The sequence below is a fragment of the Desulfacinum infernum DSM 9756 genome, assembly GCF_900129305.1.
GTDB lineage: Bacteria > Desulfobacterota > Syntrophobacteria > Syntrophobacterales > DSM-9756 > Desulfacinum > Desulfacinum infernum.
In genome coordinates this window covers 97,909-120,071 of the sequence record NZ_FQVB01000009.1, presented here as the reverse complement: position 1 = coordinate 120,071, position 22,163 = coordinate 97,909, and the positions used below count along the sequence as shown (strand labels likewise).

The following is a 22,163-nucleotide window of genomic DNA, read 5'->3' as shown; positions in this document are numbered from 1 at the left end:
CTGCAGAGAAGGCGGCCAGTCTCGCCGCAGACCCATTGGATCAGCCGGTTTCAATGGGACCAAGGAGATGGGCAAATGGGATCCATGGGCTCTCCTCTCTTGTCCGTGGTGGCCGATGTGCTTCGAATCGCGGAGGAATCTGAAGATCCGCGCCTGGTCAGTCAGGAAGTACTGGATTCTCTGTGGCGCAGCATCCCGGCGGAGGGGGCCGTATTCTTTCTTCCCGATGAAATGTCGACGTGGGAGACCGAAAGACGGCTTTCTCCAGTGATCCTGAGGAACCTTGAGGAGAAATATAATCAAGACTATCAACGCTGTTACTGGAAACTCGATCCTTTACAGCTAGGCCGCCGGGGCGTCGATGAGCTCACGGTCAGACGCCCCGTGCAGGCCGTTGACTACAAACTTATCGAATCCAGCCGATATTATAAAGAATTCCTGGAGCCCCAGGGAATCCACTATAAGCTTGTCGTGAACTTGACCCACGGCCGCCGCCTGATGGGAAGGATTGTGCTGACCCGCCCCAAGAAATCTCGAAGTTTCGCCGATGGAGAGGTGACGACGGCCCGGAGGCTGTCTCCCTATCTCTCCCATGCGCTTGCCCATAGCGAACTTCGACGACTCATCAGACTAAAGGACACGATCCTGCAATTTGTCGAGAGTTGGTCGGACATCGGCATCCTGCTGGTTGATCCTTCCCTGCGCGTGATCCACAGGAACGCCAAAGCCACGAAAACGCTGCGCCGCCTGTGCGGGCCCGCTTGTAACAATGACGAGCACGAGGCCTATTCGAGACTATTGCAGGATTGTCGAGAAATGGCGGCAAGCCCGGCAACGGGACCCCATCACAAAACCGCTCCCCCACGCAGACGAATCATTCTGGACACCGAACATCACCGTTATCTTGTCAAATCCCAGATGGTCACCCTTGCCACCCTCCAGGGAGAGCTGCCCTTCTTTGTTGTCAGCATTGAAGAAATGGCCCCACAACCCTTGGATTTCAACCAGTTGATCGAGGCATTTCAACTAAGCAGGCGAGAATTGGAGGTGGCGATCCATGTATATAAGGGAATGAAGAATGCGGAGATTGCCGAGAAACTGTTCATCTCCGAGGTAACAGTCAAGAAACATCTGCAAAATATATATTCCAAGGTTGGAGTCAAAAGCCGCACGGCCCTGATACACTCCATGTTGACAAAATAGAGATCTCCCCATTGGCTCGGCCAGACCTGCCCCATCCTAAAAATTCCACTTTCGGATAATAGACACGCTCGACAAGGAACTGGCATTTAAAATTGGTCCAGATTCCCAATTTTTTCTCCATCTGCAGAAACGGTACAAGGAGGAAAAGATGAAACGTTATCCGATGTTCATTGGCGGCAAATGGGTTGACGCCCGGTCCGGGGAGTATTTTGACGACATCAATCCCTACACGGGCGAGGTTTACGCACATGTGGCAAAAGGGGATGAAAGAGATGCGGACTCGGCCATGGCTGCCGCGTATGAAGCGAGAAAAGCTTGGGCTTCGACCCCTCCCGCACAAAGGGCGGCGGTACTCTCCAGAGCAGCAGCCATTCTCGAGGCGGAGAGGCGGGAATTCGCCGAGGTGCTCACCTCGGAAGGAGGCGGAACTTCTAACAAGGTCCTGTTCGAGATTTCCCAAACCATGGATCTCCTTCATACGGCTGCTGCAGACTGCAAGGCGATTCTGGGCAGTACGTACCAAACCGATCCGGAAAAACTTTCCATCACCGTCCGCAGTCCCAAAGGGACGGTGGTCGCCATCAGTCCATGGAACTTTCCATTGATTCTTTCCATGTACAAAGTGGCCTACGCCTTGGGAACAGGCAACACCGTCGTGCTCAAGCCGTCGAGCGAAACGCCCGTAATAGGACTGAAAATCGGAGAATTGTTCCAGAAGGCCGGTCTGACGCCGGGTGCGCTCAATGTGGTGACCGGGCCCGGAAGACAACTGGGAGACGCCTTGATAGCCGACGAGCGCTGCTCTCTTGTGACCCTGACAGGATCCACAGAGACCGGCCGGCATGTGGCGAAAAAGGCGGCCGAAAGGATGAAAGAAACGGTCTTGGAGCTGGGTGGCAAGAATCCATTGATCATTCTATCCGATGCCGACTTGGACTTGGCGGTAAGCACAGCCGCCTTTGGGACGTTTCTGCACCAGGGTCAGATTTGCATGTCTGTGGGCAGAATCATTATCGAGGCCAAAGCGGCTCAGGCCTTCGCCGAAAAGCTGGCGAAAAAGGCCGCCCGCCTTGCCAAAGGCGACCCTGCCCTTCCCCAGACTGTGGTGGGACCTTTGATCAACGATGAACAGGTACGGAAAGTCGACCAATTGGTGAGGGATGCCGTGGACAAGGGAGCGGAGCTGCTTCATGGAGGCCGTTTCGAAGGACGCGTCTATGATCCCACCGTCCTACTGGGGGTCAATCCCGGGATGAGAATCTATCATGAGGAAGCATTCGGCCCCGTGGCTTCAATAATCCCCGTCCAAGATGAAATAGAGGCCCTGCGCGTGGCGAATGACAACGAATATGGGCTATCCGCGGCTGTGCTGACAAGAGACATTCACAAGGCGCTCCATTTGGCCGAAGGATTGGAAGCCGGAATGGTGCACGTCAACGACAGCACCATCCACGCGGAAGCGTGCTGCCCGTTCGGCGGGCTCAAAGGAAGCGGCCACGGCCGGGAAGGTGGTCGTTTCTCGATTGAAGCCTATACGGACCTGAAGTGGCTCACCATTCAAAAGGGGGTCAAGCAATATCCATTCTAACCCTCAGCATCCGCTTATTCGAAACCGGGGATGGAGATCTCCGCCCCCGTTCACGCAACCTTCTCACGCGGCACCGCCCAGCTCCCCCCATCGGTGGGGAACGAGCCGGACGGTGCCGGTTCGTGCGGGCGCCTCGCGGAGCTGGCACTGAAACGACTCAACGCCCGAAGGAACACTTGGGATAGGTGCACCTCTTGCACTCTAGACACAGAGCGCCATGGCCAAGCCGGGCCAGGTCCCGTCGGGTGACCGGCACCCCCGCGAGAAGGCGCGGCAGCATCAGATCGAAGCTGGTCGTCTTGAAGTACAGGGCGCAGGCGGGAACTCCGATCACCGACACCGGGCCGATACGGGCCAGCAGTGTCATGGCCCCCGGCAGGATGGGAGCGCCGTAGAGGATATCCCGGGCGCCGGCATCGATCAGGCCCTGGCGGGTCACGTCGTCCGGATCCACCGACAGCCCGGCGGTGGTCACGATCAGATCCGATCCCGCCGCCATGAGATCCCCAACCCCCGAGCAGATCGCCGTCCGGTCGTCCGGAACGATGCGCCGGCCCACCACCCGGCACCCCAAACCTTCCACCTTGGCGGTCACAACGGGGATGAACCGATCCCGGATCAACCCCTGGAACACCTCGGTTCCGGTGACCAGGATCCCGACCCGGGCACGGCGCAGGGGCAGCACCCGGAAGAGCGGGCCCCTGTCCAGCACCGCCATGGCCCGATCAAACTGTTGCCGGGGGAGAAACAAGGGGATGGCGCGGGTGCCGGCCACGACCTTCTGACGGCCGACCAAGGAATAGCTTTTGCGACTCGCACACATGACCCCCGCCACCATGTTGAACTGCTCCAAGCGCTCCTCTTCCACCACCAGCAGCCCCTCTTGCTCGGCCACCAAGTTGACCCTGCCTTCCCGGGGCGGCAGCCGCAAACCCACCCCCCGGCCCGCCATCGCCTGGGCAAAGGCACGGGCGGCTTCGTCCTCGTGCAGGAACCCATCGGAAGGCACACCCCGGTCCGCCACGTAGATGGTGCGGCGGCCCATCTGCTGGAGCCGGCACACGTCTCCGGCACCGATCCTTTGACCGTGGGTGATCGCGAGCGCCTTGAGCACGCCCGGGACGATCCGGGTCATGTCGTGGAGGGCCGCCCGTCCGACCGCCTGCTCCACGGGGATCGCCCGAAGAAACGGAGGGGGCATGGGATTTTCCGTAGCGTTGGGATCCGATTCATAGGGGGAATCGCCCTGGCAGCCTCGACAGATCCGGCCGTGTTCTTGGGGATAGGCCTCGCCGCACAGGGGGCACACCCGGATCTCGCCGCCCCCCTTGCGCTGGAGGAAACGGCCGCGCAGGCGCACAGCCGTCCTCCGGTAGAGGGCGGAACCGGCCTCCCGGATCTGCTCCAACAGCAAGCGGGTGTCCTGTTCGGCCTTGGGTTTGAGCTTCAGGAGCCAGGCCTTGACCTCACTCCATCCGTTCAGGGCCTCCACGTCGACGGATACCCGCACCCCGTGGCCCCGGTCCTTGTCGTAGAGGCTCACGGCGAATCGGCCCAAGTCCACCACCCGGAGCCAGCCGTTGCCCAGGGTGCAGGGCGTCAGCAACTGGACGGCATCCGGCAGGCACTTGCGGGTCTCGGCCACGGCGTCGTAAAGAACATCTGGGGGCATGGATTGGAGGGCCATCTCCACCATGCAGCCGCCCATCACCACCCCCGGAGCGGCGTAGCCGTGGAAACGGCGCACCAGGTCCAGGAACTGATCAAAATCATAGGGCCCTATTTTCATCGGATTCCTTCTCCTGTATATGTCAAAGGTAGCATATATAAAAACAAAAAAAACTTCCGTCAACCCAAAGAAGACGTGAGAACCCGCCGATTGCGGCCGTGGGCCTGCACACGCCTCGAGGCCCTTCCGCACCCGACCGCCAACGCACACGCCCCCCTTGCCCTCGCATCGGGCCGGAGGCCGCCGGATCATGCCCCGCAAAGGCTCAATGGACGCGGCTCGAAGCGGGCCCGTCGCAAGGGCCCACCCCGTTCCAGGGCGTCCACATCAAAGGGTGATAGCCCTTCAGGCAGGCCCACATGTCCAGATGCAGCATGGCGACCACCGCCAAATCCACCGGCAGCCCTTCCCATGCCTCCCGGTAATCAATGCACGGCAGATACCCCCCGCAGTTGCCGCACACATCCACCCGCTCCGCCGGCTCACCTTCCACCTGAAAATAGACATACACGTCCTTGTCCTCCGTGCCGCACGCCGGGCACATCCTTCGCGGGAAACGCCAGTCATGGCCGCACACGGCACAATGCAGATACCTCTGGCCGCCGCCCCCCGAGAGGAACCGGGAACTCGGATCGGCGCCTTCCGCCAGGTAAGCGGCCACGGGGAGGGCGCCGCACAAAGGACAGTAGCCGCGCCACCAATCCGCGTCCGGAAGCCTTTGCCCCACCAATCGGTCAAGGGATTTCAGAGCCGCTGAAAGGGTCTCGTGCAACACCAGAAGGACCGAGCCGGGCTCCACTCCCGCAGCACGAAACGCACGCCCGATTCCTGAAAGATCCCCTTCCAGGTAGGCACGACAGACGGAAGCGAGATCCACCCCGCGGCCATCGTGAAGCGACGCCATACGGTCCAAGTCGTTTCTCAGGTGCGGGAACGTATCCCCCAGAACCGGGATGAACCCCCGAAAGGCCCCCTCGAGCGCCCCTTCGGCCGCTTGCAGGGAATGCCCGACCAGCACGGGCACCCCTTCCCGCAGTCGGCGGGCATCCACCTCGATGAATTCCGGGCGCCATCGATCCTCCAGGGCGCGCGCCAACGCCAGAGAGGCTTCGTGCACGCTCCAGAACGCTCGAAGGATCGGCTCCAAGACCGGCCGCCGGCTCACGGCCTTGTCCAACACAGGGTCCATGGGGATCCCCCGGATTCGCAACCTACAAGTCGTCCGTTTCCCACCGCCCATCATTGCCCCGTGGAGCGCTTCCATCGCGTCCGGGCTACCGAAGAGACGGCTCTGAGATCGAAGCCGATCGAGGCTCGCCCAGGAATGCATGGAGATCGATCCCCGGGGGCGGGCCGAAATCCACACGGGGATCCGGCACCAGGAAGACGGTATGGACCGTGTCCGCATCCACCAGGGCGGCCTCCGGGTAGACCTTCTTCGCTTGTGCGAGACGTCGTTCACCCAGCTTCAGCATCTCTGAGCGTTCTCCGAAGTTCATGGCCCCCGTGGGGCAGGCCTTCACGCAGGCCGGGGCCATGCCGGCCGCCACCCGATCGATGCACATATCGCATTTGGTCAGGCGCCCGGTTTTCTCGTCACGGCGGGGGATATCATAGGGACAGGCACTGCGAACCGCCTCGCAGGCTTGGGGAGACAGCTTTGCCGTGAGCAAAGTGAAAACCACGGCGCCGGTGGCTTCATCCCGGACCACGGCCCCTTCCACATATCCTTCCGCCTCCGCCTTGCAGGGCGGATCCACGCAATGGCGGCATTGGTCGGGGAAAAAGAACCAGCGGATGTTGCCTCCCTTCAGATCCTCATGGAAGCGAACCACTTTGTAGTTGTAGGCGTTGAGGTCGGGAGGATTCTGGTGGCTGCCCCGCTGCCGCGTCCTGTTGGCTGGCAGCCCATGCCATTCCTTGCAGGCCACTTGACAACCCCGGCAGGCGGTGCACCGGGAGGTATCGATCAGAAACGCTTTCGCCATGACGTCCTCCTTGGAAGCCCTCCGGCAGGGTGCAACATCTCCACCGTCTGCAGCTCTACCGGGCAAGCTCCTCGAGCCTGTCCGCCTTACGCACGTCCACCAGGCACGCCTTGAATTCGGGAATCGAGGTGTTGGGGTCTCCCACCGAAGGGGTCAACCGGTTGGTGGCGTCGCCGCAACCGGGGGTGGTCCACCCGAAACAAAAGGGCATGCCGATCTCGTGGACGATTCGGCCCTGAATCCGAAGCGGTCGCATGCGCACCGTGACCATGGCGATGGCTTCCACACGGCCACGAGCGCTTTCCACAATGACCGGGTCGCCGTTCCGGATGCCCTTCTCCTCGGCCAGCTCGGGACTCATCTCCACATAGAGCTGGGGTTCGGCTTCCAGAAGATTCGGTACGTTGCGGGTTTCGCCACCGCCGCACCAGTGCTCGGTCATGTTGTAGGTCGTCAGGACAATCGGATAGCGGGAATCCGCCGGCGCCGCCAGCCGATCCAGATCCCCCGTCACCGCCTTGTAGCAGGGGTTGTGGAGGCGGCCGGAGAAGGGGTGTCGGTTCACCGGGGTCTCCACAGGCTCGTAATGCTCCGGAAAAGGCCCGTCGACCCGTCCGGGCCCAAACAATTGACCGAAACCGTGGACCGTCATGATGAACGGATGTTTGCCCTTGCCGGAGCTGAGCGGAGGCCATCCGCCATCTGGGACATCTCCGACCCATGAGCCCTCTTCCCATGCAATCACCGCCTTGGAAGGGTGGAAGGGGCGCCCTTGCGGATCCACGGAAGCCCGGTTGTAGAGGATGCGGCGGTTGAGGGGCCAGCACCAGGCCCAATTGGGATAGAGGCCGATGGCCGCCTGCATGGGAGTCTGCCTGGGGTCGCGCCTCTTGGCCTTGTTTCCCTCCTCCTGGGTATAGCTCCCGCAATAGAGCCAGTTGAGGCAGCTCGTGGACCCGTCATCGCTCAGTGCGCCGAAGCCGGGCACCAGGTTGCCCTTGCGGTAACGCCTGCCGTTGACCACCTTGTCGGAAGTAAAGACCCCGTTGATACGCCTGGCCACCTCATCGGCATCGTAGCCCTCGGGCCAGGAAGCCTTCAGGATCGGATCGGGATAGGCACCGGGCTCGCTCCGGTAGAGTTTGCGAACTCTGTTCCCGAGATCCACGATCATCTCACCGAAGCTGCGTGCCCGCCCCGGGGGCTTCACGGCGGCGTAATGCCACAGGAGCCAACGTCCGCTGTTGGTGACCGAACCTTCCTTTTCCAGACGGTGGGCCGACGGGAGCAGAAAGACCTCGGTCTTTACCGCGGCGGGGTCCACCCCGGGCCGGTGCCAATTGTCGGTGGTCTCCGTGTGGTGAACGTCCATGGTCACGAGCCAGTCCAGATTGTCCAGAGCCTTCCTCACCTTGTTGGAATTGGGGACACTGTTGGCCGGGTTGAGACCGAAGATGAATCCACCCCGAATGAGCCCCTGGTACATCCGATCGAAAAGGTACAGGTATGAGTAATCTTCACCGCGTTCCAGCTTGGGCAGCATGGAGTAACCGAAGTCGCTTTCCCGGGTGGCGTGCTCTCCGAACCACCCTTTCAAGAGGCTCACAAGGTACTTGGGCTTGTTCCGCCACCAGTTGGCACTCTGAGGGTCCGAAGAGGCGGGGGTGTTGGCCCGGTTGTAGTCTTCCAATGTCTGCCAATCGGCCAAGGGCATGGACATGTAGCCGGGAACCAAGTGGTAGAGGAGGGTGTGGTCCGTGGATCCCTGGACGTTGGGTTCGCCCCGCAAGGCGTTGATCCCGCCTCCGGCCATGCCGATATTGCCCAGGAGCAGTTGGATGATCGCCGCGGCACGGATATTTTGCACGCCCACCGTATGCTGGGTCCAACCCAGGGCGTACAGGATCGTTCCGGCCCTGTCGGGAACCCCCGTCGCCGCGTAGGCCTCGTAGACTCTCAGAAGGTTCTCTCTGGAAACCCCCGTAATATCGGCAACCTTCTCCAGGGAGTAACGGGTGTAATGCTCCCTGAGCAGCTGGAAGACACAACGGGGATGCCGGAGACTCGGATCTCTACGCACCCGCCCTTGCGCGTCCACGGCAAAGGACCAGCTGCTCCGGTCGTAGCTGCTGGTGCGGGGGTCATAGCCGGAGAAAAGACCGTTGCGAAATCCATAGGAATCCGAGACGATAAAGGAGGCGTTGGTGTAGTGAACCACATAGTCTTTGAAATAGTTCCCGTTTTCCAGGATGTGATGGATCATGCCGCCGAGAAAGGCGATGTCGGTCCCGGAACGGAGAGGCACGTGGAAGGTGGAGCGTGCGGAGGTCCGGGAGAATTTAGGGTCCACGTGCATGACCACCGCCCCGCGGGACTTGGCCTCAAGCACCCATTTGAACGAGATGGGATGGTGTTCCGCGGCATTGCTCCCCATGATGAGGATGGCGTCCGCATTCTTGATGTCAATCCAGTGATTGGTCATCGCGCCGCGCCCGAACGACTCTCCCAGAGCCGCCACCGTAGCGCTGTGTCAAATGCGGGCCTGGTGGTCCATGTGCACCACGCCGAGCATTCTCATCGCCTGGTGCACGAGCGCACACTCCTCGTTGTCCATATGGGACGTACCGAGCGAAAAAAGCGATTCCAGACGATTTACGCGCTGTCCGCGTCCGTTGGTGGGCAGGAAATCCCGGTCCCGGAGGTCTTTGACGCGCCGGGCGATGCGATCCAGGACCCATTCCCAATCCTTTTCTTCCCACGTGTCGCCGAAAGGCGCGCGATAGAGGGGCTTGGTGACCCGATGGGGGTTGTTGGTCAGGGAAAGGATGGCGGCCCCCTTGGCACAAAGGGCCCCCTCGTTGATGGGGTAATCCGGATCGCCTTCCACGTTCACGAGCCGCCCGTCCTTCACGTGAGCCACCACGTGGCAACTCACGGAACAAAAGGGACAGACGCTGACGACCTCCTTGGCGCCGGAGATCTTCAGCCGGGCTCCGTAAGCCCGGAGAGGCTCCAGATCGAAACCCAGCTGGGCCAGGCCGAAACAGGCGATGCCCGCGCTCGTGGCCTTCAGAAAGTCTCGGCGGCTCATCTTCATGGCACCCCTCCTCTTTGTTTGGACGGACCATTATATCACGTGCGACATATATCGCCCAACTCGGGAGGTCAAGGGTTTTTTTATGAATTTCCATATGCTACAAGAAACATATGTCGCAGGCTGCGGTGAAATCCCGGATACGCCCCGGGTGCGTATAGAGAGTGAGGCTCCGATGGCGCAGAAACCCGATGAGGGTCACGCCCGCCTCTTCGGCCAGGGAAACCGCTCCACTGGTGGGCGCCGACAGGCCGCACAGGATCCGGACGCGCAACCGCACGGCCCTGGCGACCAATTCACGGTTCACCCTGGAGGAGACGATCACCCGATGGCTCCTTTCCAGGGACCTCCGAAGGAGCAGTCGGCCCACGGCCTTGTCGAAGGCATTCCGGCGCCCCACGTCCTCGCCGAAGGCGAGAAGGATTCCCCGCCGGTCGAAGATCGAAGCCGAATGGGTGCACCCGGTCGTCTCGAAGAGCGCCTGCCTCGCGTCGAATTCCTCCTTGCTGTGCCACAAATCGTCCAGAGTGATGGTTTGCTCTCCGTTCGGTGCGCCCCGGCACCCCCACCCCGAAAAGGATCCTTGCGAAAGGAGGCTGTTCGGGCCGGCGCCGGGGGGAACGCTCCCCGCCCCCCTGATCCTTTCCCCGGCGAGCCGGACCATGATCCGGCTCCCGCCCCCCTGTGGGGGCAACGGATGAATGGCGCGGAAATCGTCCCAGGACCCCGCAAGCCCCCGGCTGAAGCAAAAGCCGGCCGTCAGATGAATGTCATCGCCCGGAAGCCGCATGAGGACCGTGACGGGGCGGCCGTCCACATGGACCTCCAGCGGTTCCTCCACGGCCAGCACGCTGGCGCAGGAGCGGATCTCACCGCCCGACACCCTGGCCGCCTTGCGACGGCACGTGGCCGGCCCCCGCTCCTCACCTGCTCTGCGCACCCTGCTCACGCCGCCTCCACCCCTCCACCGTCTTCCGACACCTTGTCGATACGCACCGCACAAGCCTTATACTCAGCCGTCTTGGTCACCGGGTCGAAGACGGGGTTCGTCAGCCAATTGGCATTGCCGTTTCGAAAATGAAAAGCCATCCACACCAGCCCGCGGGGCACCTGGGAAGTCACCCTGGCGCGAACCACCACCTCGCCCCGGCGGGACCGGACCCTCACCCGATCCCCGTCCTGGATCCCCAGGCTCTGGGCGTCCGCAGGGGAGATGTCGGCCGTCTCCTCGGGCAGCAGTTCATCCAGTCCCCCGCAACGGCCCGTTTGCGTGCGGGTGTGATAGTGGTACAGGCGTCGGCCGGTGCTGAGCACAAACGGATACTCCTCATCGGGGGATTCCGCGGGCGGGGTCCAATCCACGGCGTGGAACCGGCCCAACCCACGAACAAAGAGCCCGTCCTTGTGAAGGTACGGGGTTCCGGGATGGTCCTCCCGGGGTACCGGCCACTGGAGCCCGTCGTGCTCCAGCCTTGCATAGGTGATTCCTGCCAGCTGGGGAGCCAGGAGGCGGATTTCCCGGTCCCAGATGTCGCGGGCGCTGTCCGAATCCCAGCGGTGCCCGAACCGGCGGGCCAGCTCTTTGAAGATCCACCAGTTGGGCATGGCCGAACCCGGCGGTCGGCTCGCCGCACGGACCCTGCTGACACGGCGCTCACTGTTGGTGAAGGTCCCGTCGGTCTCACTCCAGGCTGCCGCAGGAAACACCACGTGGGCAAACCGGGTGGTTTCGGTGGGGAAGATATCCTGGCAGACGAGAAATTCCGCCGCCTGAAGGCACCGCTCCACATGGCGGATGTGGGGTTCCGTGTTGGCAAGGTTTTCCCCGAAAACGTAGAAGCCCCTCACCGTGCCATCCACCAGCCCGTCCAGCATCTCGGGAATGGTCAACCCCGGACGGGAGGGCAGGGAGGTCCCCCAGAAGGATTCGAACTTCTTTCGAATCTCGGGCACATCCACCCGCTGGTAACCGGGATAGACGTTGGGCAGGGCCCCCATGTCGCAGGCCCCCTGCACGTTATTCTGACCGCGCAAAGGATTCACCCCTCCGCACTGGAAGCCCACATTGCCGAGCAGCATCTGCAGGTTCGCGCAGCTGAGCACGTTGTTGACGCCGCACGTATGCTCCGTGATCCCCAGGGTGTAGATGAGCATGGCCGGTTTGACCGAGGCCAGCAATCTGGCCACTTCCCGGATGGTTTGCGCGTCGATGCCGCAGATCCCCGCCGCCCGCTCCGGCGGATACTCCCGCACCTTCCGCTCCAGGTCTTCGAACCCCTCCGTGCGCCGTTCCACATACTCGCGATCGTAGAGGCCCTCCTGGATGAGAACATGCATGAGGGCATTGAGCAGCGCCACGTCCGTTCCCACCCGAAGGGGAAGGTGGATGGTGGCGTGTTCCGCAATGCCCGTTTTCCTCGGGTCCACGACGATCAGCCGAGCCCCCTTTTTCACGGCCTGTTTGACGAAGGTAGCCGCCACAGGATGGGCCTCGGTCATGTTGGACCCGATCACAAGGAAAAGTTTCGCCTGCGAGAAATGGGCGAAAGAATTGGTCATCGCTCCCGAACCGAAAGCTGCCGCCAGACCGGCGACGGTGGGAGCGTGTCAGGTCCGGGCGCAGTGATCGATGTTGTTGGTTCCGATCACCGCCCGGAAGAATTTCTGCATCTGGTAAGAATCCTCATTGATACTGCGGGCGCAGCTCACCCCTGCCACGGCGTCGGGCCCGTGGGCCCGGAGGATCTCCTGGAAGCGCCCCGCCACCAGGTCCAGCGCTTCGTCCCAGGATGCCTCCCGGAACCCCGTCCCATTTCTGATCAGCGGGGTCTTCAGGCGCTCTTCGGAGTAGATGAACTCATAGCCGAAACGTCCCTTGACGCACAGGCGCCCCTGGTTGGGCTGGGCCCCGTCCACACCCGTCACCCTGACGATCCTACCCTCCTTCACGTGGAGCCACTGCTGGCAGCCCACTCCGCAGTAGGGACATGTGGTGCGGATTCTTTCCGTCTCATACGGCCAGGCCTTCCCGTAAGATTTCTTCTCGAAAAGAGCCCCGACCGGGCACGCCTGGACACACTCTCCACAATGGACGCACTTGTCATAGTCCGCCGCGGGAAACCAGGTCTTTCCCTTCCCGCCGCCCGTTTCCGGGACTGCCGCAGCAAGGGCTCCCTGGACCTGCACCTCGTTGCAGGCCTTGACACACCGGCCGCAGCCGATGCACCGGGAAAAGTCCCTCACGAACATGGGATGTTGGTCGTCCAGGGGGATGTGTGCGGGCGGCCGGGGGACATGCCCCTGTGTCCTGACGCCGTAAGCCACCGCCAGGTCCTGCAGCCGGCAGTCGCCGTAGGACGGGCACAGGGTACCGTGCCAGGGTCTACGGAGCGTCTCCAGCTGAAAATCGGTCCATCGGTCCACATCAAGATCGTTGACGAAGCAGTTGTGATGCCCGGAAAGGAGAAGCCTTCGGATGGCCGCCTGCCGGTCCAGACGGACCTTGGGGGTGTCGGTCCACACCTCCATGCCCTCGCGGATCGGGGTGGCACAAGCCGGCTGCGTCTCCTGGAGGCCTTTCACCTCCACCACACACACCCCGCACGTCCCGGTGGGGGTGGTGCCCGCCAGATGGCACAGGGTGGGGATCTGGACCTGGAGGGATATGGCGGCATCGAGAATCGTCTGGCCCGGTTCGAAAGCCACCTGCCTGCCGTTGAGTCGAAAGGTTCCGTTCATGGGTATCTCCCTTTAAGAGCGTTGAGCCCCGGTGCGGCCCGCGGGCCACCGCACCATATATGTCAGGCATGACATAATATCCGAAATCCTCCGGCCGTCAAGCCTCCGGATCCACAGGGGCACCGGTACGGGCGTCGAAGGAAAAGGGGTGGCGCCGGTCTTGTCAATCGGCGGACGATGATCTACGGTGCTGGGCGCCGGGCCCGGGAGGGGCGGGTGGCCGGCGCATGTCACAGCCGCATTGAGGCTCATTCCAAGGAGGGGAAGCCGATGAAAGATCCCTTGTTTCAACCCATTCGCATCAACACGCTGGAGATTCCCAACCGCATCGTCATGCCGGCCATGCACCTCAACATGGCCAAAAACTTCCAGGTGACCGACCGCCTGGTGGACTTCTACGCCGAACGGGCCCGGGGCGGCCCGGGCCTCATCTGCGTGGGCTACGCCACCGTGGACGAGCAGTCGGGAAGCCCGGGAAACATCGGCGCCCACCACGACGCCTTCGTGGACGGCCTTTCGCGACTGGCCAGGGCCATCCGGGAAAACGGATCGCTCGCCGCCGTGCAGCTCAACCACGCCGGGCGCTACAACCCCAGCGTCTTCATGGGCGGAAAGCAGCCGGTGGCTCCGTCCCCGGTGCCTTCGCGCCTCACGGGCGAGACCCCGCGGGAACTCACGGTGGAGGAAATCCAGGCCGTCGTGGATCGCTTCGCCCAGGCCGCCCGCCGGGTGAAGGAAGCCGGCTTCGACGCCGTGGAGATCCTGTGCGGCACCGGCTACCTCATCAGCGAGTTTCTCTCGCCGCTCACCAACCAAAGGACCGATGAATACGGCGGGGACCTGAACGGCCGGATGCGCTTCGGCCTGGAAGTGATCTGCGCGGTCCGAAACGCCGTGGGGCCGGACTTTCCCATTCTGGTGCGCACCAACGGAAACGACTTCATGCCGGGAGGGGTGGGCCGAAAGGATCTGGCGGCCTTCGCCGAAGCTCTGGTGGGCCACGGCGCCGATGCGCTCAACATCAACGTGGGCTGGCATGAAGCCCGGGTGCCGCAGATCGTGGCGGACGTCCCCCGGGGCGCCTTCGCCTACCTGGCCCGGCTCATCAAGGAGCGCGTCACCGTTCCCGTGATCGCCGGTCACCGGATCAATGATCCCCGGGTGGCCCGGGAGCTCATCGCCGACGACATGTGCGACCTGGTGGCCATGGGCCGGAGCCTCATCGCCGACCCCCGTCTTCCAGAAAAGGCGAGAACGGGCCGGGAACACGAGATCGTCCATTGCATCGCCTGCGCTCAGGGGTGCTTCGACAACCTGTTCAAGATGAAGTCCGTGGAATGCCTGTGCAACCCCCTGGCGGGCCATGAAAGGGACCGGCGGGTGGAGAAGGCCCCGGCGAAAAAGAAGGTGCTGGTGGCGGGCGGAGGCCCGGGCGGCATGAGCGCCGCGCTGGCGGCCCACGACCGCGGCCACGACGTGGTGCTCTACGAACGTTCCGACCGCCTGGGCGGGCAGTTGTGGCTGGCGGCGGCCCCTCCGGGCCGATCCGAATTTTCGGAGCTGGCCAAGGACCTGGCGGCCCAACTGGCCGTGCGGGGCGTCCGGGTGGTGCTCAACACGGAAGTGACGGAAGCCGTGATCGATGAGGAAAAGCCCGACGAGGTGGTTCTCGCCACCGGCGCGGAGCCCCTGACCCCGCCCATCCCTGGAAGCGATCTGCCGCACGTGGTCCAGGCCTGGGACGTGCTGGCGGGCAAGGTCTTTGCCGGACGCCGGGTGATGGTCATCGGCGGCGGCGCCGTGGGCGTAGAGACGGCCCTCTACCTGGCCCAGCGGGGAACCCTTTCCGGCGAGGCCCTGAAGTTCCTGGCCCTGGCCCAAGCCGAAGATCCCCAGGAACTCTTCCGGCTGGCCGTTCGCGGCACCAAGGAAATCGCCGTGGTGGAGATGCTCGATTCGGTGGGAAAAGACATCGGCCGAAGCACCCGGTGGGCCATGCTGCAAAACATGGCTCTGCACGGCGTGAAGGTTTACAAGTCCACCAAGGCGCTGGAGATCACGCCGGAGGGAGTCCGGATCGAAACCCCGGAAGGGGAAACGCGGGACGTGCCGTGCGATACGGTGGTGATGGCCGCCGGATCCCGCCCGTTCAACCCCCTGGAGGAGCGACTCCGGGCAAAGGGCCTTTCGGTGCACGTGGTGGGGGACGCCGGCCGGGTGGGCAAGGCCTTCGACGCCGTCCATCAGGGATTCGAGGCGGGCCGGAACCTGTAGCGGTCGCAGCGGTGGGAAAAACTCACCGCAGAGGCGCAGAGACCGCAGAGGAGCCCCTTTTGAGCCGCACCGCTGAGAAGGGCGGCGCGGCTCAAGCTCCGCCCTTTGGGACGCCGTCGGACCAATCAGCCTTCCCCGAAGGGGCGAAGCGCGTGCCGGGGCGGCGTCTCAGCGCCCCGGCACTTGTGCGTCCTCTCCGTGCCCTCTGCGTCTCTGCGGTGCCTTTCCGTGCCTAACTTGCGGCCTTTCCCGTGAGGCGGCTCACGTCGATTCGGATCACCTTGGCGGCGGCGCCCTCCCGGGCGATGTAGGCCCGGCCTTCTTCCAGATAATCGGGCGAATACTTTTCCAGGAGCCACACCAGGGCGCGCTCCTTCTCCTCGCCCTCCACCTCCCGCGCTTCCCCGAAGGCCACCACGCTTTCGTATTCCGTGCTGAACTGCTCCGGCAGCACCCGGGCTTTACCCACCACACAGAAGGACACCCGGGGATTCGCCGCCAGGTTGTCCAGCTTGTGGCCGAACCGGGCGCAGTGAAAGTAGACGGCCCCGTCCCGGAACACATAATTCAAGGGAATCCCATAGGGCTGACCGCTCCCGTCCGCCGTGGAAAGCACGCCGTACACCCCTTCCGCAAGCAACCGTTCCGCTTTCGCCGTTTCCATCTCCCGATCCTTTCGCCGCAGTCCGTGCACGACGTCCCCCCTTCTTGCCCCATCCCAGGGCCATCAGTCGGCCAGCCCGAGCCGCCGGAGCAGGGCGGGGGTGGGCCGGCCGTTTTCGTCCCATTCTCTCAGTCGGTAGTAGATGGGGAGCATCTTGTCCAGCTCGCACACGTGGCCCTTGGCGGGCCCCGTGGGCATGGGTTCGCGGGTCATGCGCGGAGGCAGCGTGTCGTCCTTGGCGTCCAGGCCCGCCTTGTTGAGGAAGATCCTTTCCGCGTTGATGATCCGCTCGGCGGCCGTCATGAGGGATTCCATGGTGTAGCCGGCCCCGGTGGCGGTGTTGAGGAGTTCCAGGATGCGCACCGGCCGGATATCCTTGGTCTTGGAGACCAGGTTGCGCACGGTAAAGAAGACGCACAGGCCCGCCGAGTCGATGAGGGCGAACACATCCTGCCAGTCTTTCACGATCTGGGGCTTGTCCTCCCAGCTCAAGGGATCCACCAGCATGGGCACGCCGATGATTTCGATGTAGGCGGGATCGCCCCGCATGTGGCTGGCTCCGATGGGCGAAGTGGCGTAGGCGAGCCCCATGCCCTTTTCCGCCCGGGGTTCGTAGCCGGCGAACTCCTGCCCCTTGGACACCATGGCCAGTTCCGGACATCCGTATTTGGCGGCGAGCCGCAGGCTGCCCAGGGCCAGGTCGTTTCCGAAGCCCTCCCGGGCGGCGGTCTTCCGGACCATGTCCACCATGGCCTCCGCATCGCCGAAGGGAAGCGGCCGCCCGACGGTCTTTTCGTCCAGAATGCCCTTTTCGAACATCTCCATGGCGCAGGCGATGGTGGCCCCCATGGTGATGGTGTCCATTCCCATTTCGTTGCAGATGTAGTTGGCCTTGATCACGGCGGCCAGGTCCCGCACGCCGCAGTTGCTCCCGAGGGCGTACACCGTTTCGTATTCGGGGCCTTCCCCTTCGCCCTGGAAGGGACCTTCCGCCACCCGGGTCACCCGCCCGCAGGCGATGGGACAGCTGAAGCAGGCCTTGGCCCGCACCAGGTACTTTTCCGTGAGCGCCTCGCCGCCGATGTCCTGCCAGTGTTCAAAGGTTCCCTGCTGAAAGTTCCGGGTGGGGTAAGCCCCCACGTTCTGGGTGCCCGTGGACGTGATGGGCGTCCCGTAGATGCGAAGGGGCGGCGGTCCGTCCTTGGTCTGCTCCTTGAAACCCGCCATGATCTCCTTGACCACCTTCTTGAACCCTTCCGGATCGTGGATGGGAACCTTTTGGGTGCCGAAGACGGCCACGCCCTTGAGGTTCTTGGAACCCATGACGGCTCCCACGCCCGATCGGCCGGCGGCCCGGTCCTTGTCGTTCATGATGGAGGCAAAGAGAACTCCCCGTTCTCCCGCCGGTCCGATGACGGCCGTGCGGGCCTCCTTTCGGGTTTCTTCCCGGAGCATCCGGTCCGTTTCGTGGGTGTCGCGGCCCCACAGGTGTTCGGCGCTGCGCAGTTCGGCGCGGCCTTCTTCCACCCAGAGATAGACCGGTTTTTCAGCACGCCCCTCGAAGATGATGCCGTCGAAGCCGGCCTTCTTGAGCATGGTGGGGAATTGGCCGCCGGCGTTGGAGCAGGTGAGAGCGCCGGTGAGCGGCGACTTGGTCATGACCATGTAGCGGGCGCCGGTGGGGGTTCCCGTGCCCGTCAGGGGCCCGGTGAGGAAGATGAGCTTGTTTTCGGGAGAAAGCGGATCGCAGGTGGGATCCACCTCATCCAGCAGGAACCGGGTGCCCAGACCGCGGCCTCCCACGTAATCCACGGCCTTCTGCCGATCCAGTTCCTCCACCGCCGTGGCGCCTTCCGTCAGGTTGACCCGAAGGATTTTTCCCATCCATCCCATGAGCGTCCTCCTTGTCCGTTATCCGTGATCCGTTGTCCGTGAGCCGTTGTCCGGGAACCGTTGTCCGGGAACCGTGAGTCGTGAGTCGTTATCCGTTCGCCGGGATCGGTGGTCCGGGATCCGGGGTCCGAGGCCCGCAAGGCGTTGCCCCTAATCTGAAAACGCCGGCGATGGCCGCTTTTTTCGTAGCGCAGCCCTTCAGGGCTGCGGGAGAATCCGCGTACGCCGGACGGACCCCTCGTCCCAAAGGGCAACCCGGGGCCGATTCTCCCCTTTTTTCAAAAGGGAGGCCGTGGGGGATGGCCCGTGATCCGCTGTCCGTAATCCGAGGATCCATAGGCCCGTCACCCGTCGTTCTTTGCCCGTCCCTTTCCCCAAAGGGCGAAACACGGACTACGGTTCACGGATTACGTCCTACGGCTCACGGTTCACGGATTCCGGTTTACAGTTCACGGACCCGGCGGCCTCCGGCTATAAAGAACTCCGAAAAGGGGCTCGCCCCCAAATGAACCAACCCATCACCCGAATGGTGCCGACATGAAGATCCGCGTGGAAAGTTTCGCCACTTATCGAACCTACACGGAACACCTGCCTCAAGACAAGTTGATGGAGGTTCCCGAAGGCGCCGTCATCCGGGACGTGCTGGAAACCCTGGGCGTTCCCATGGACAAACCCATCATCCTCATCGTGAACGGCCGGGCCCGCCCCGCCCACACGCCCCTCAAGGAAGGCGACCACCTGGTCTTTTTCCCTCCCCTGGAAGGGGGCTAAAGGGATCGTGTCCCAAACCCCTACGACCGCTTTCACCCACCCGGCGGCCGCGTGTTTTGTTCAACAGGATCTTGTGCCTTTCACCTGAATTGGACGATTCTTTCTCATGGACAGGTCCTGAAGGGCGGGCATAAAGCCCGCCCCTACAAAAAGGCACGGACCACCCATTGGGTAGGGGCAGGGTTTATCCCTGCCCGCTCATCAAGCGGTGTAAGAGACTCCCGAAGAAAAAATCGCTCAGTTTAGGCTTCCTACAGCTCCCTGGTTCTAAAGGGCGCGTTTCATCCTTCCGTATGGCGGACCTCCGTGACGTGGGTTCGCGCGAAAAAGAACCGCGAACGAGGCGCCCGAAGGCTCGAGCAGACGCTGCGGGAGCGCCTCTAGGAGGCTGTCCGAGAACTCCCGCAACCGTCACTCCCGCGCAAGCGGGAGTCCATAACTCACTGAAAATCCTGGATCCCCGCTTTCGCGGGGATGACGAATGGGCGTTGGACGAGGCAAATGTACCATTGTCGGACAGGCTCCTAGGAGGCTGTCCGAGAACGCTGCGAGTGAGCGCTTTTTTCGTAGCGCAGCCCTTTAGGGCTGCGGAAGAACCCCCGAGCCTTGCATAGGCCATCGCATATTTCCTGTTACTTCATGGAGTTGCGATGAGCCTTTCCGCGGGGCTGAAGCCCCGCGGCTACGAGGAGAACAAACATTCCCCGGCCTTGAAGGTTTCGTAGAATCATTCCCGGACAAGCTCCCGGGCGCGATCCGAGTCGAGGCCCTGTTACAGCCCCAGGTAGGCTTCCCGGATCTTGGGATCGCCCAAAAGCTCCGCCGACGGCCCGTGGCGGACCAGCCGCCCGGTTTCCATCACGTAGGCGCGGTCGCTGTTTTTCAAGGTCATCTCCACGTTTTGTTCCACCAGCAGCACGGTCATCTCCTTTCGGATCCGCCGGAGCTGCTCGAAGATGTCCTTCACGATCAAAGGCGCCAGGCCCAGGGACAGTTCGTCGATGAGAAGCACCACGGGCCTTGCCATGAGCGCCCGGCCGATGGCCAGCATCTGCTGTTCGCCGCCGGAAAGAGTCCCCGCCCGCTGGTTCCAACGCTCCCGCAGGATGGGAAACATCTCGGTCACCCACTCGAAGGATTCCGAAAGGCGGCTTCGCGCCTCCTTTCGGAAGGCGCCCATTTCCAGGTTTTCCCTGACGGTGAGGTCCTTGAAAACCCGGCGGCCTTCGGGAACGCAGGCCATTCCCCGGTGGGCGATTTCGTGGGGCGCCAGTGAGCCGATGTCGGTTCCGTCCAGGAGCACCTTTCCACGGGCGGGTTTGAGAAGACCCATTAAGGTGCGGATGAGCGTGGTTTTTCCCGCGCCGTTGGCGCCCACCACGGCCACGGTTTCCTTGGGGCGAACGTCCAGTGAGACGCCGTGCAGAACCTTGTTTTCACCGATGAAGACATGCAGATCCTGAACCTCAATCATCCGCTTCCCCCAGATAGGCTTCGATCACGCGCGGATCCCGCACCACCGTCTGCGGATCTCCCTGGCAGATCAGGCGCCCGCCGTCCAGCACCAGCAGCCGCTCCACCACCTGCATCAAGGCGCCCATCACGTGCTCGATCCAGAGAACCGTCACGCCGAACCGGTCCCGGATGGCCCGGATCAGGTCCAAAGCCTGGACCATTTCTCCCGTGTTGAGCCCCCCCAGCACCTCGTCCAAAAGAATGAGCTTGGGCCGGGTGGCCAGGGCCCGGGCGATCTCCAACTTTTTCTTGTTGATGAGATTGAGATGGCGGGCCTGGGTGTGAAGGAACTCGTCCAGCCCCACCAGCTTTAGGATTTCTTCGGCCCGGCGCCGCCTTTCCGGCGTCTCCCCCGTGAAGCCGTCCCGGCCGATGAACCCCACCACCACGTTCTCATAGCAGGTCATCTCCAGAAACGGGCGGGTGATCTGAAAGGTGCGGGCGATGCCCCGGCGGCACACATGGTAGGGCTTCAGTCCGTTCAGCGGCTCGCCGTCAAAGACGATGCGGCCCTCATCGAAGGGAAAGGTGCCGGCGATCAAATTGAAGAGCGTGGTCTTGCCCGCTCCGTTGGGGCCGATGAGACCCACGATCTCTCCCTGCTCCATCTGGAAGCTCACGTCGGCAACGGCCGTGAGCCCCCCGAACCGCTTGGTTACGTGTTGCACGTCCAAAAAGGCCATGGCGTTTCCTTTAGCGTTGTGCGTCCAGGGTGGGAAATCGCTTCCTCCACAGGCCCACGAGGCCTTCCGGCGCGAACCGGCTGATGAAAAGGGCCACCAGCCCGAAGATGAGCACGTGGAATTCCCCGTAAATCCGAATGTATTCCGAAAGGACCTCCAGGAAGACGGCCCCCACGACAGGACCCGCGAAGGTTCCCAGCCCGCCGATGATGGTCATGGCCAGCACCAGGAACATGAGGTTGAGCGAAAGGATTTCCGGCGTGATCAGCTGGTGGTAGTGCCCGTAAAGGGCCCCCGCCAGGCCCGCCATGGTGCTGGAGATGACGAAGGCCGCCACGCGGATCTTCACCACGTGGATTCCCAGGGACGCGGCGGCCGTCTCGTCGTTTTGCACCGCCCGGAAGGCGGTCCCCAGATCGGAACGGATGATCCGGTGGATCACGTAGAGCAGGCCCAGGGTGACCGCGCCCATGAGATAGAAGGCCCACGCCTTGGAATAGAACGGCAGAACGAAGGGGACCGACAGGCCCATGGTCCCCCGGGTGATTTCGTATTCGTTGTCGATCACGATCCGGAGCATCTCGGAAAAGGCCAGCGTGGTGAGCGACAGGTAGATGCCGCCCATGCGGATGCAGAGCACTCCCAAAAGCAGGCCCAAAACCGCCGCCACGGCCATGCCCACCAGGGCTCCCAGCAGCGGCGGAAGGTGAAAGTAGATGGCGCACATGCCGGACACGTAGGCTCCGATGCCGGCAAAGGCCGCATGGGAAAAGGACACCTGGCCGGTGTAGCCCGCCAGAAGGTTCCAGCTGGCGGCCATCATGACGTAGAAAAGGCAAAGAATGGCCGTATGGAGCCAGTAATCACCGGCCACCAGGGGCAGCACCGCCAGAACACCAAAAAGACCGAGGGACAGCAACCAGACAAGAGAACGGGGCACGGACAACTCCTTCGCTGGAAAAGACAACGGGCCGTGAGTCTTCCTTCGCGCAAGGCGGAACGCCAAGGCGACCGGCTGTTGAG

At 62.8% G+C, this 22,163-nt stretch carries 15 protein-coding genes; 4 read left to right on the top strand and 11 right to left on the bottom strand.

Features of this window, described 5'->3' with window-relative positions:
- Positions 1-75 precede the first annotated feature (75 nt).
- Positions 76-1,203, top strand: coding sequence for a helix-turn-helix transcriptional regulator (locus BUB04_RS19575; protein ID WP_073037818.1), 1,128 nt, complete (start codon positions 76-78; stop codon positions 1,201-1,203).
- A gap of 148 nt (positions 1,204-1,351) precedes the next feature.
- Positions 1,352-2,791, top strand: a complete 1,440-nt coding sequence (locus BUB04_RS05780; protein ID WP_073037816.1) for an aldehyde dehydrogenase family protein — start codon at positions 1,352-1,354, stop codon at positions 2,789-2,791.
- Between the two features lie 157 nt (positions 2,792-2,948).
- On the opposite strand, the gene BUB04_RS05775 is transcribed toward BUB04_RS05780, so the two are convergent.
- The 6 genes from BUB04_RS05775 to fdhF form a co-directional block, all read right to left on the bottom strand.
- Entirely contained in the window at positions 2,949-4,580 is a 1,632-nt protein-coding gene (locus BUB04_RS05775; RefSeq protein WP_073037815.1) for an FmdE family protein, read from the bottom strand.
- Positions 4,581-4,785: 205 nt separating this feature from the next.
- Entirely contained in the window at positions 4,786-5,709 is a 924-nt protein-coding gene (locus BUB04_RS05770; RefSeq protein WP_178371918.1) for a formate dehydrogenase accessory protein FdhE, read from the bottom strand.
- An 85-nt stretch (positions 5,710-5,794) separates the two neighbouring features.
- Positions 5,795-6,508, bottom strand: coding sequence for a 4Fe-4S dicluster domain-containing protein (locus BUB04_RS05765; protein ID WP_073037813.1), 714 nt, complete (start codon positions 6,506-6,508; stop codon positions 5,795-5,797).
- Positions 6,509-6,563: 55 nt separating this feature from the next.
- A complete protein-coding gene (gene fdnG / locus BUB04_RS05760) occupies positions 6,564-9,605 on the bottom strand; it encodes a formate dehydrogenase-N subunit alpha (RefSeq protein ID WP_143156369.1) in 3,042 nt (1,013 codons plus the stop codon).
- Between the two features lie 97 nt (positions 9,606-9,702).
- Positions 9,703-10,551 (bottom strand): formate dehydrogenase accessory sulfurtransferase FdhD, encoded by an 849-nt coding sequence (locus tag BUB04_RS05750; RefSeq protein WP_178371917.1) that lies wholly within the window; start codon positions 10,549-10,551, stop codon positions 9,703-9,705.
- A complete protein-coding gene (gene fdhF, locus BUB04_RS18685) occupies positions 10,548-13,340 on the bottom strand; it encodes a formate dehydrogenase subunit alpha (protein WP_084076229.1) in 2,793 nt (930 codons plus the stop codon). The genes BUB04_RS05750 and fdhF overlap by 4 nt, the downstream gene beginning before the upstream one ends.
- Before the next feature lie 270 nt (positions 13,341-13,610).
- Between fdhF and BUB04_RS05735 the strand changes: the two genes are divergently transcribed.
- A complete protein-coding gene (locus tag BUB04_RS05735) occupies positions 13,611-15,614 on the top strand; it encodes an oxidoreductase (protein WP_073037804.1) in 2,004 nt (667 codons plus the stop codon).
- Between the two features lie 232 nt (positions 15,615-15,846).
- On the opposite strand, the gene BUB04_RS05730 is transcribed toward BUB04_RS05735, so the two are convergent.
- The gene (locus tag BUB04_RS05730) at positions 15,847-16,308 is read right to left on the bottom strand and encodes a pyridoxamine 5'-phosphate oxidase family protein (RefSeq protein ID WP_218588377.1); all 462 of its coding nucleotides are present in this window, start codon (positions 16,306-16,308) and stop codon (positions 15,847-15,849) included.
- A 33-nt stretch (positions 16,309-16,341) separates the two neighbouring features.
- Complete coding sequence (locus BUB04_RS05725) at positions 16,342-18,171, bottom strand: aldehyde ferredoxin oxidoreductase family protein (protein WP_073037802.1); 1,830 nt, start codon at positions 18,169-18,171, stop codon at positions 16,342-16,344.
- A gap of 537 nt (positions 18,172-18,708) precedes the next feature.
- Between BUB04_RS05725 and BUB04_RS05720 the strand changes: the two genes are divergently transcribed.
- Complete coding sequence (locus BUB04_RS05720; RefSeq protein ID WP_073037800.1) at positions 18,709-18,942, top strand: MoaD/ThiS family protein; 234 nt, start codon at positions 18,709-18,711, stop codon at positions 18,940-18,942.
- A 772-nt stretch (positions 18,943-19,714) separates the two neighbouring features.
- Here BUB04_RS05720 and BUB04_RS05715 read toward each other — a convergent pair.
- The 3 genes from BUB04_RS05715 to BUB04_RS05705 are packed head-to-tail and all read right to left on the bottom strand — an operon-like array spanning position 19,715 to position 22,080.
- A complete protein-coding gene (locus tag BUB04_RS05715; RefSeq protein WP_073037799.1) occupies positions 19,715-20,416 on the bottom strand; it encodes an ABC transporter ATP-binding protein in 702 nt (233 codons plus the stop codon).
- On the bottom strand, positions 20,409-21,140 hold the full coding sequence (locus BUB04_RS05710; RefSeq protein ID WP_073037798.1) for an ABC transporter ATP-binding protein: 732 nt from the start codon (positions 21,138-21,140) through the stop codon (positions 20,409-20,411). The genes BUB04_RS05715 and BUB04_RS05710 overlap by 8 nt, the downstream gene beginning before the upstream one ends.
- Positions 21,141-21,150: 10 nt before the next feature.
- Positions 21,151-22,080 (bottom strand): branched-chain amino acid ABC transporter permease, encoded by a 930-nt coding sequence (locus BUB04_RS05705; RefSeq protein ID WP_245795133.1) that lies wholly within the window; start codon positions 22,078-22,080, stop codon positions 21,151-21,153.
- Between the last annotated feature and the right edge of the window lie 83 nt (positions 22,081-22,163).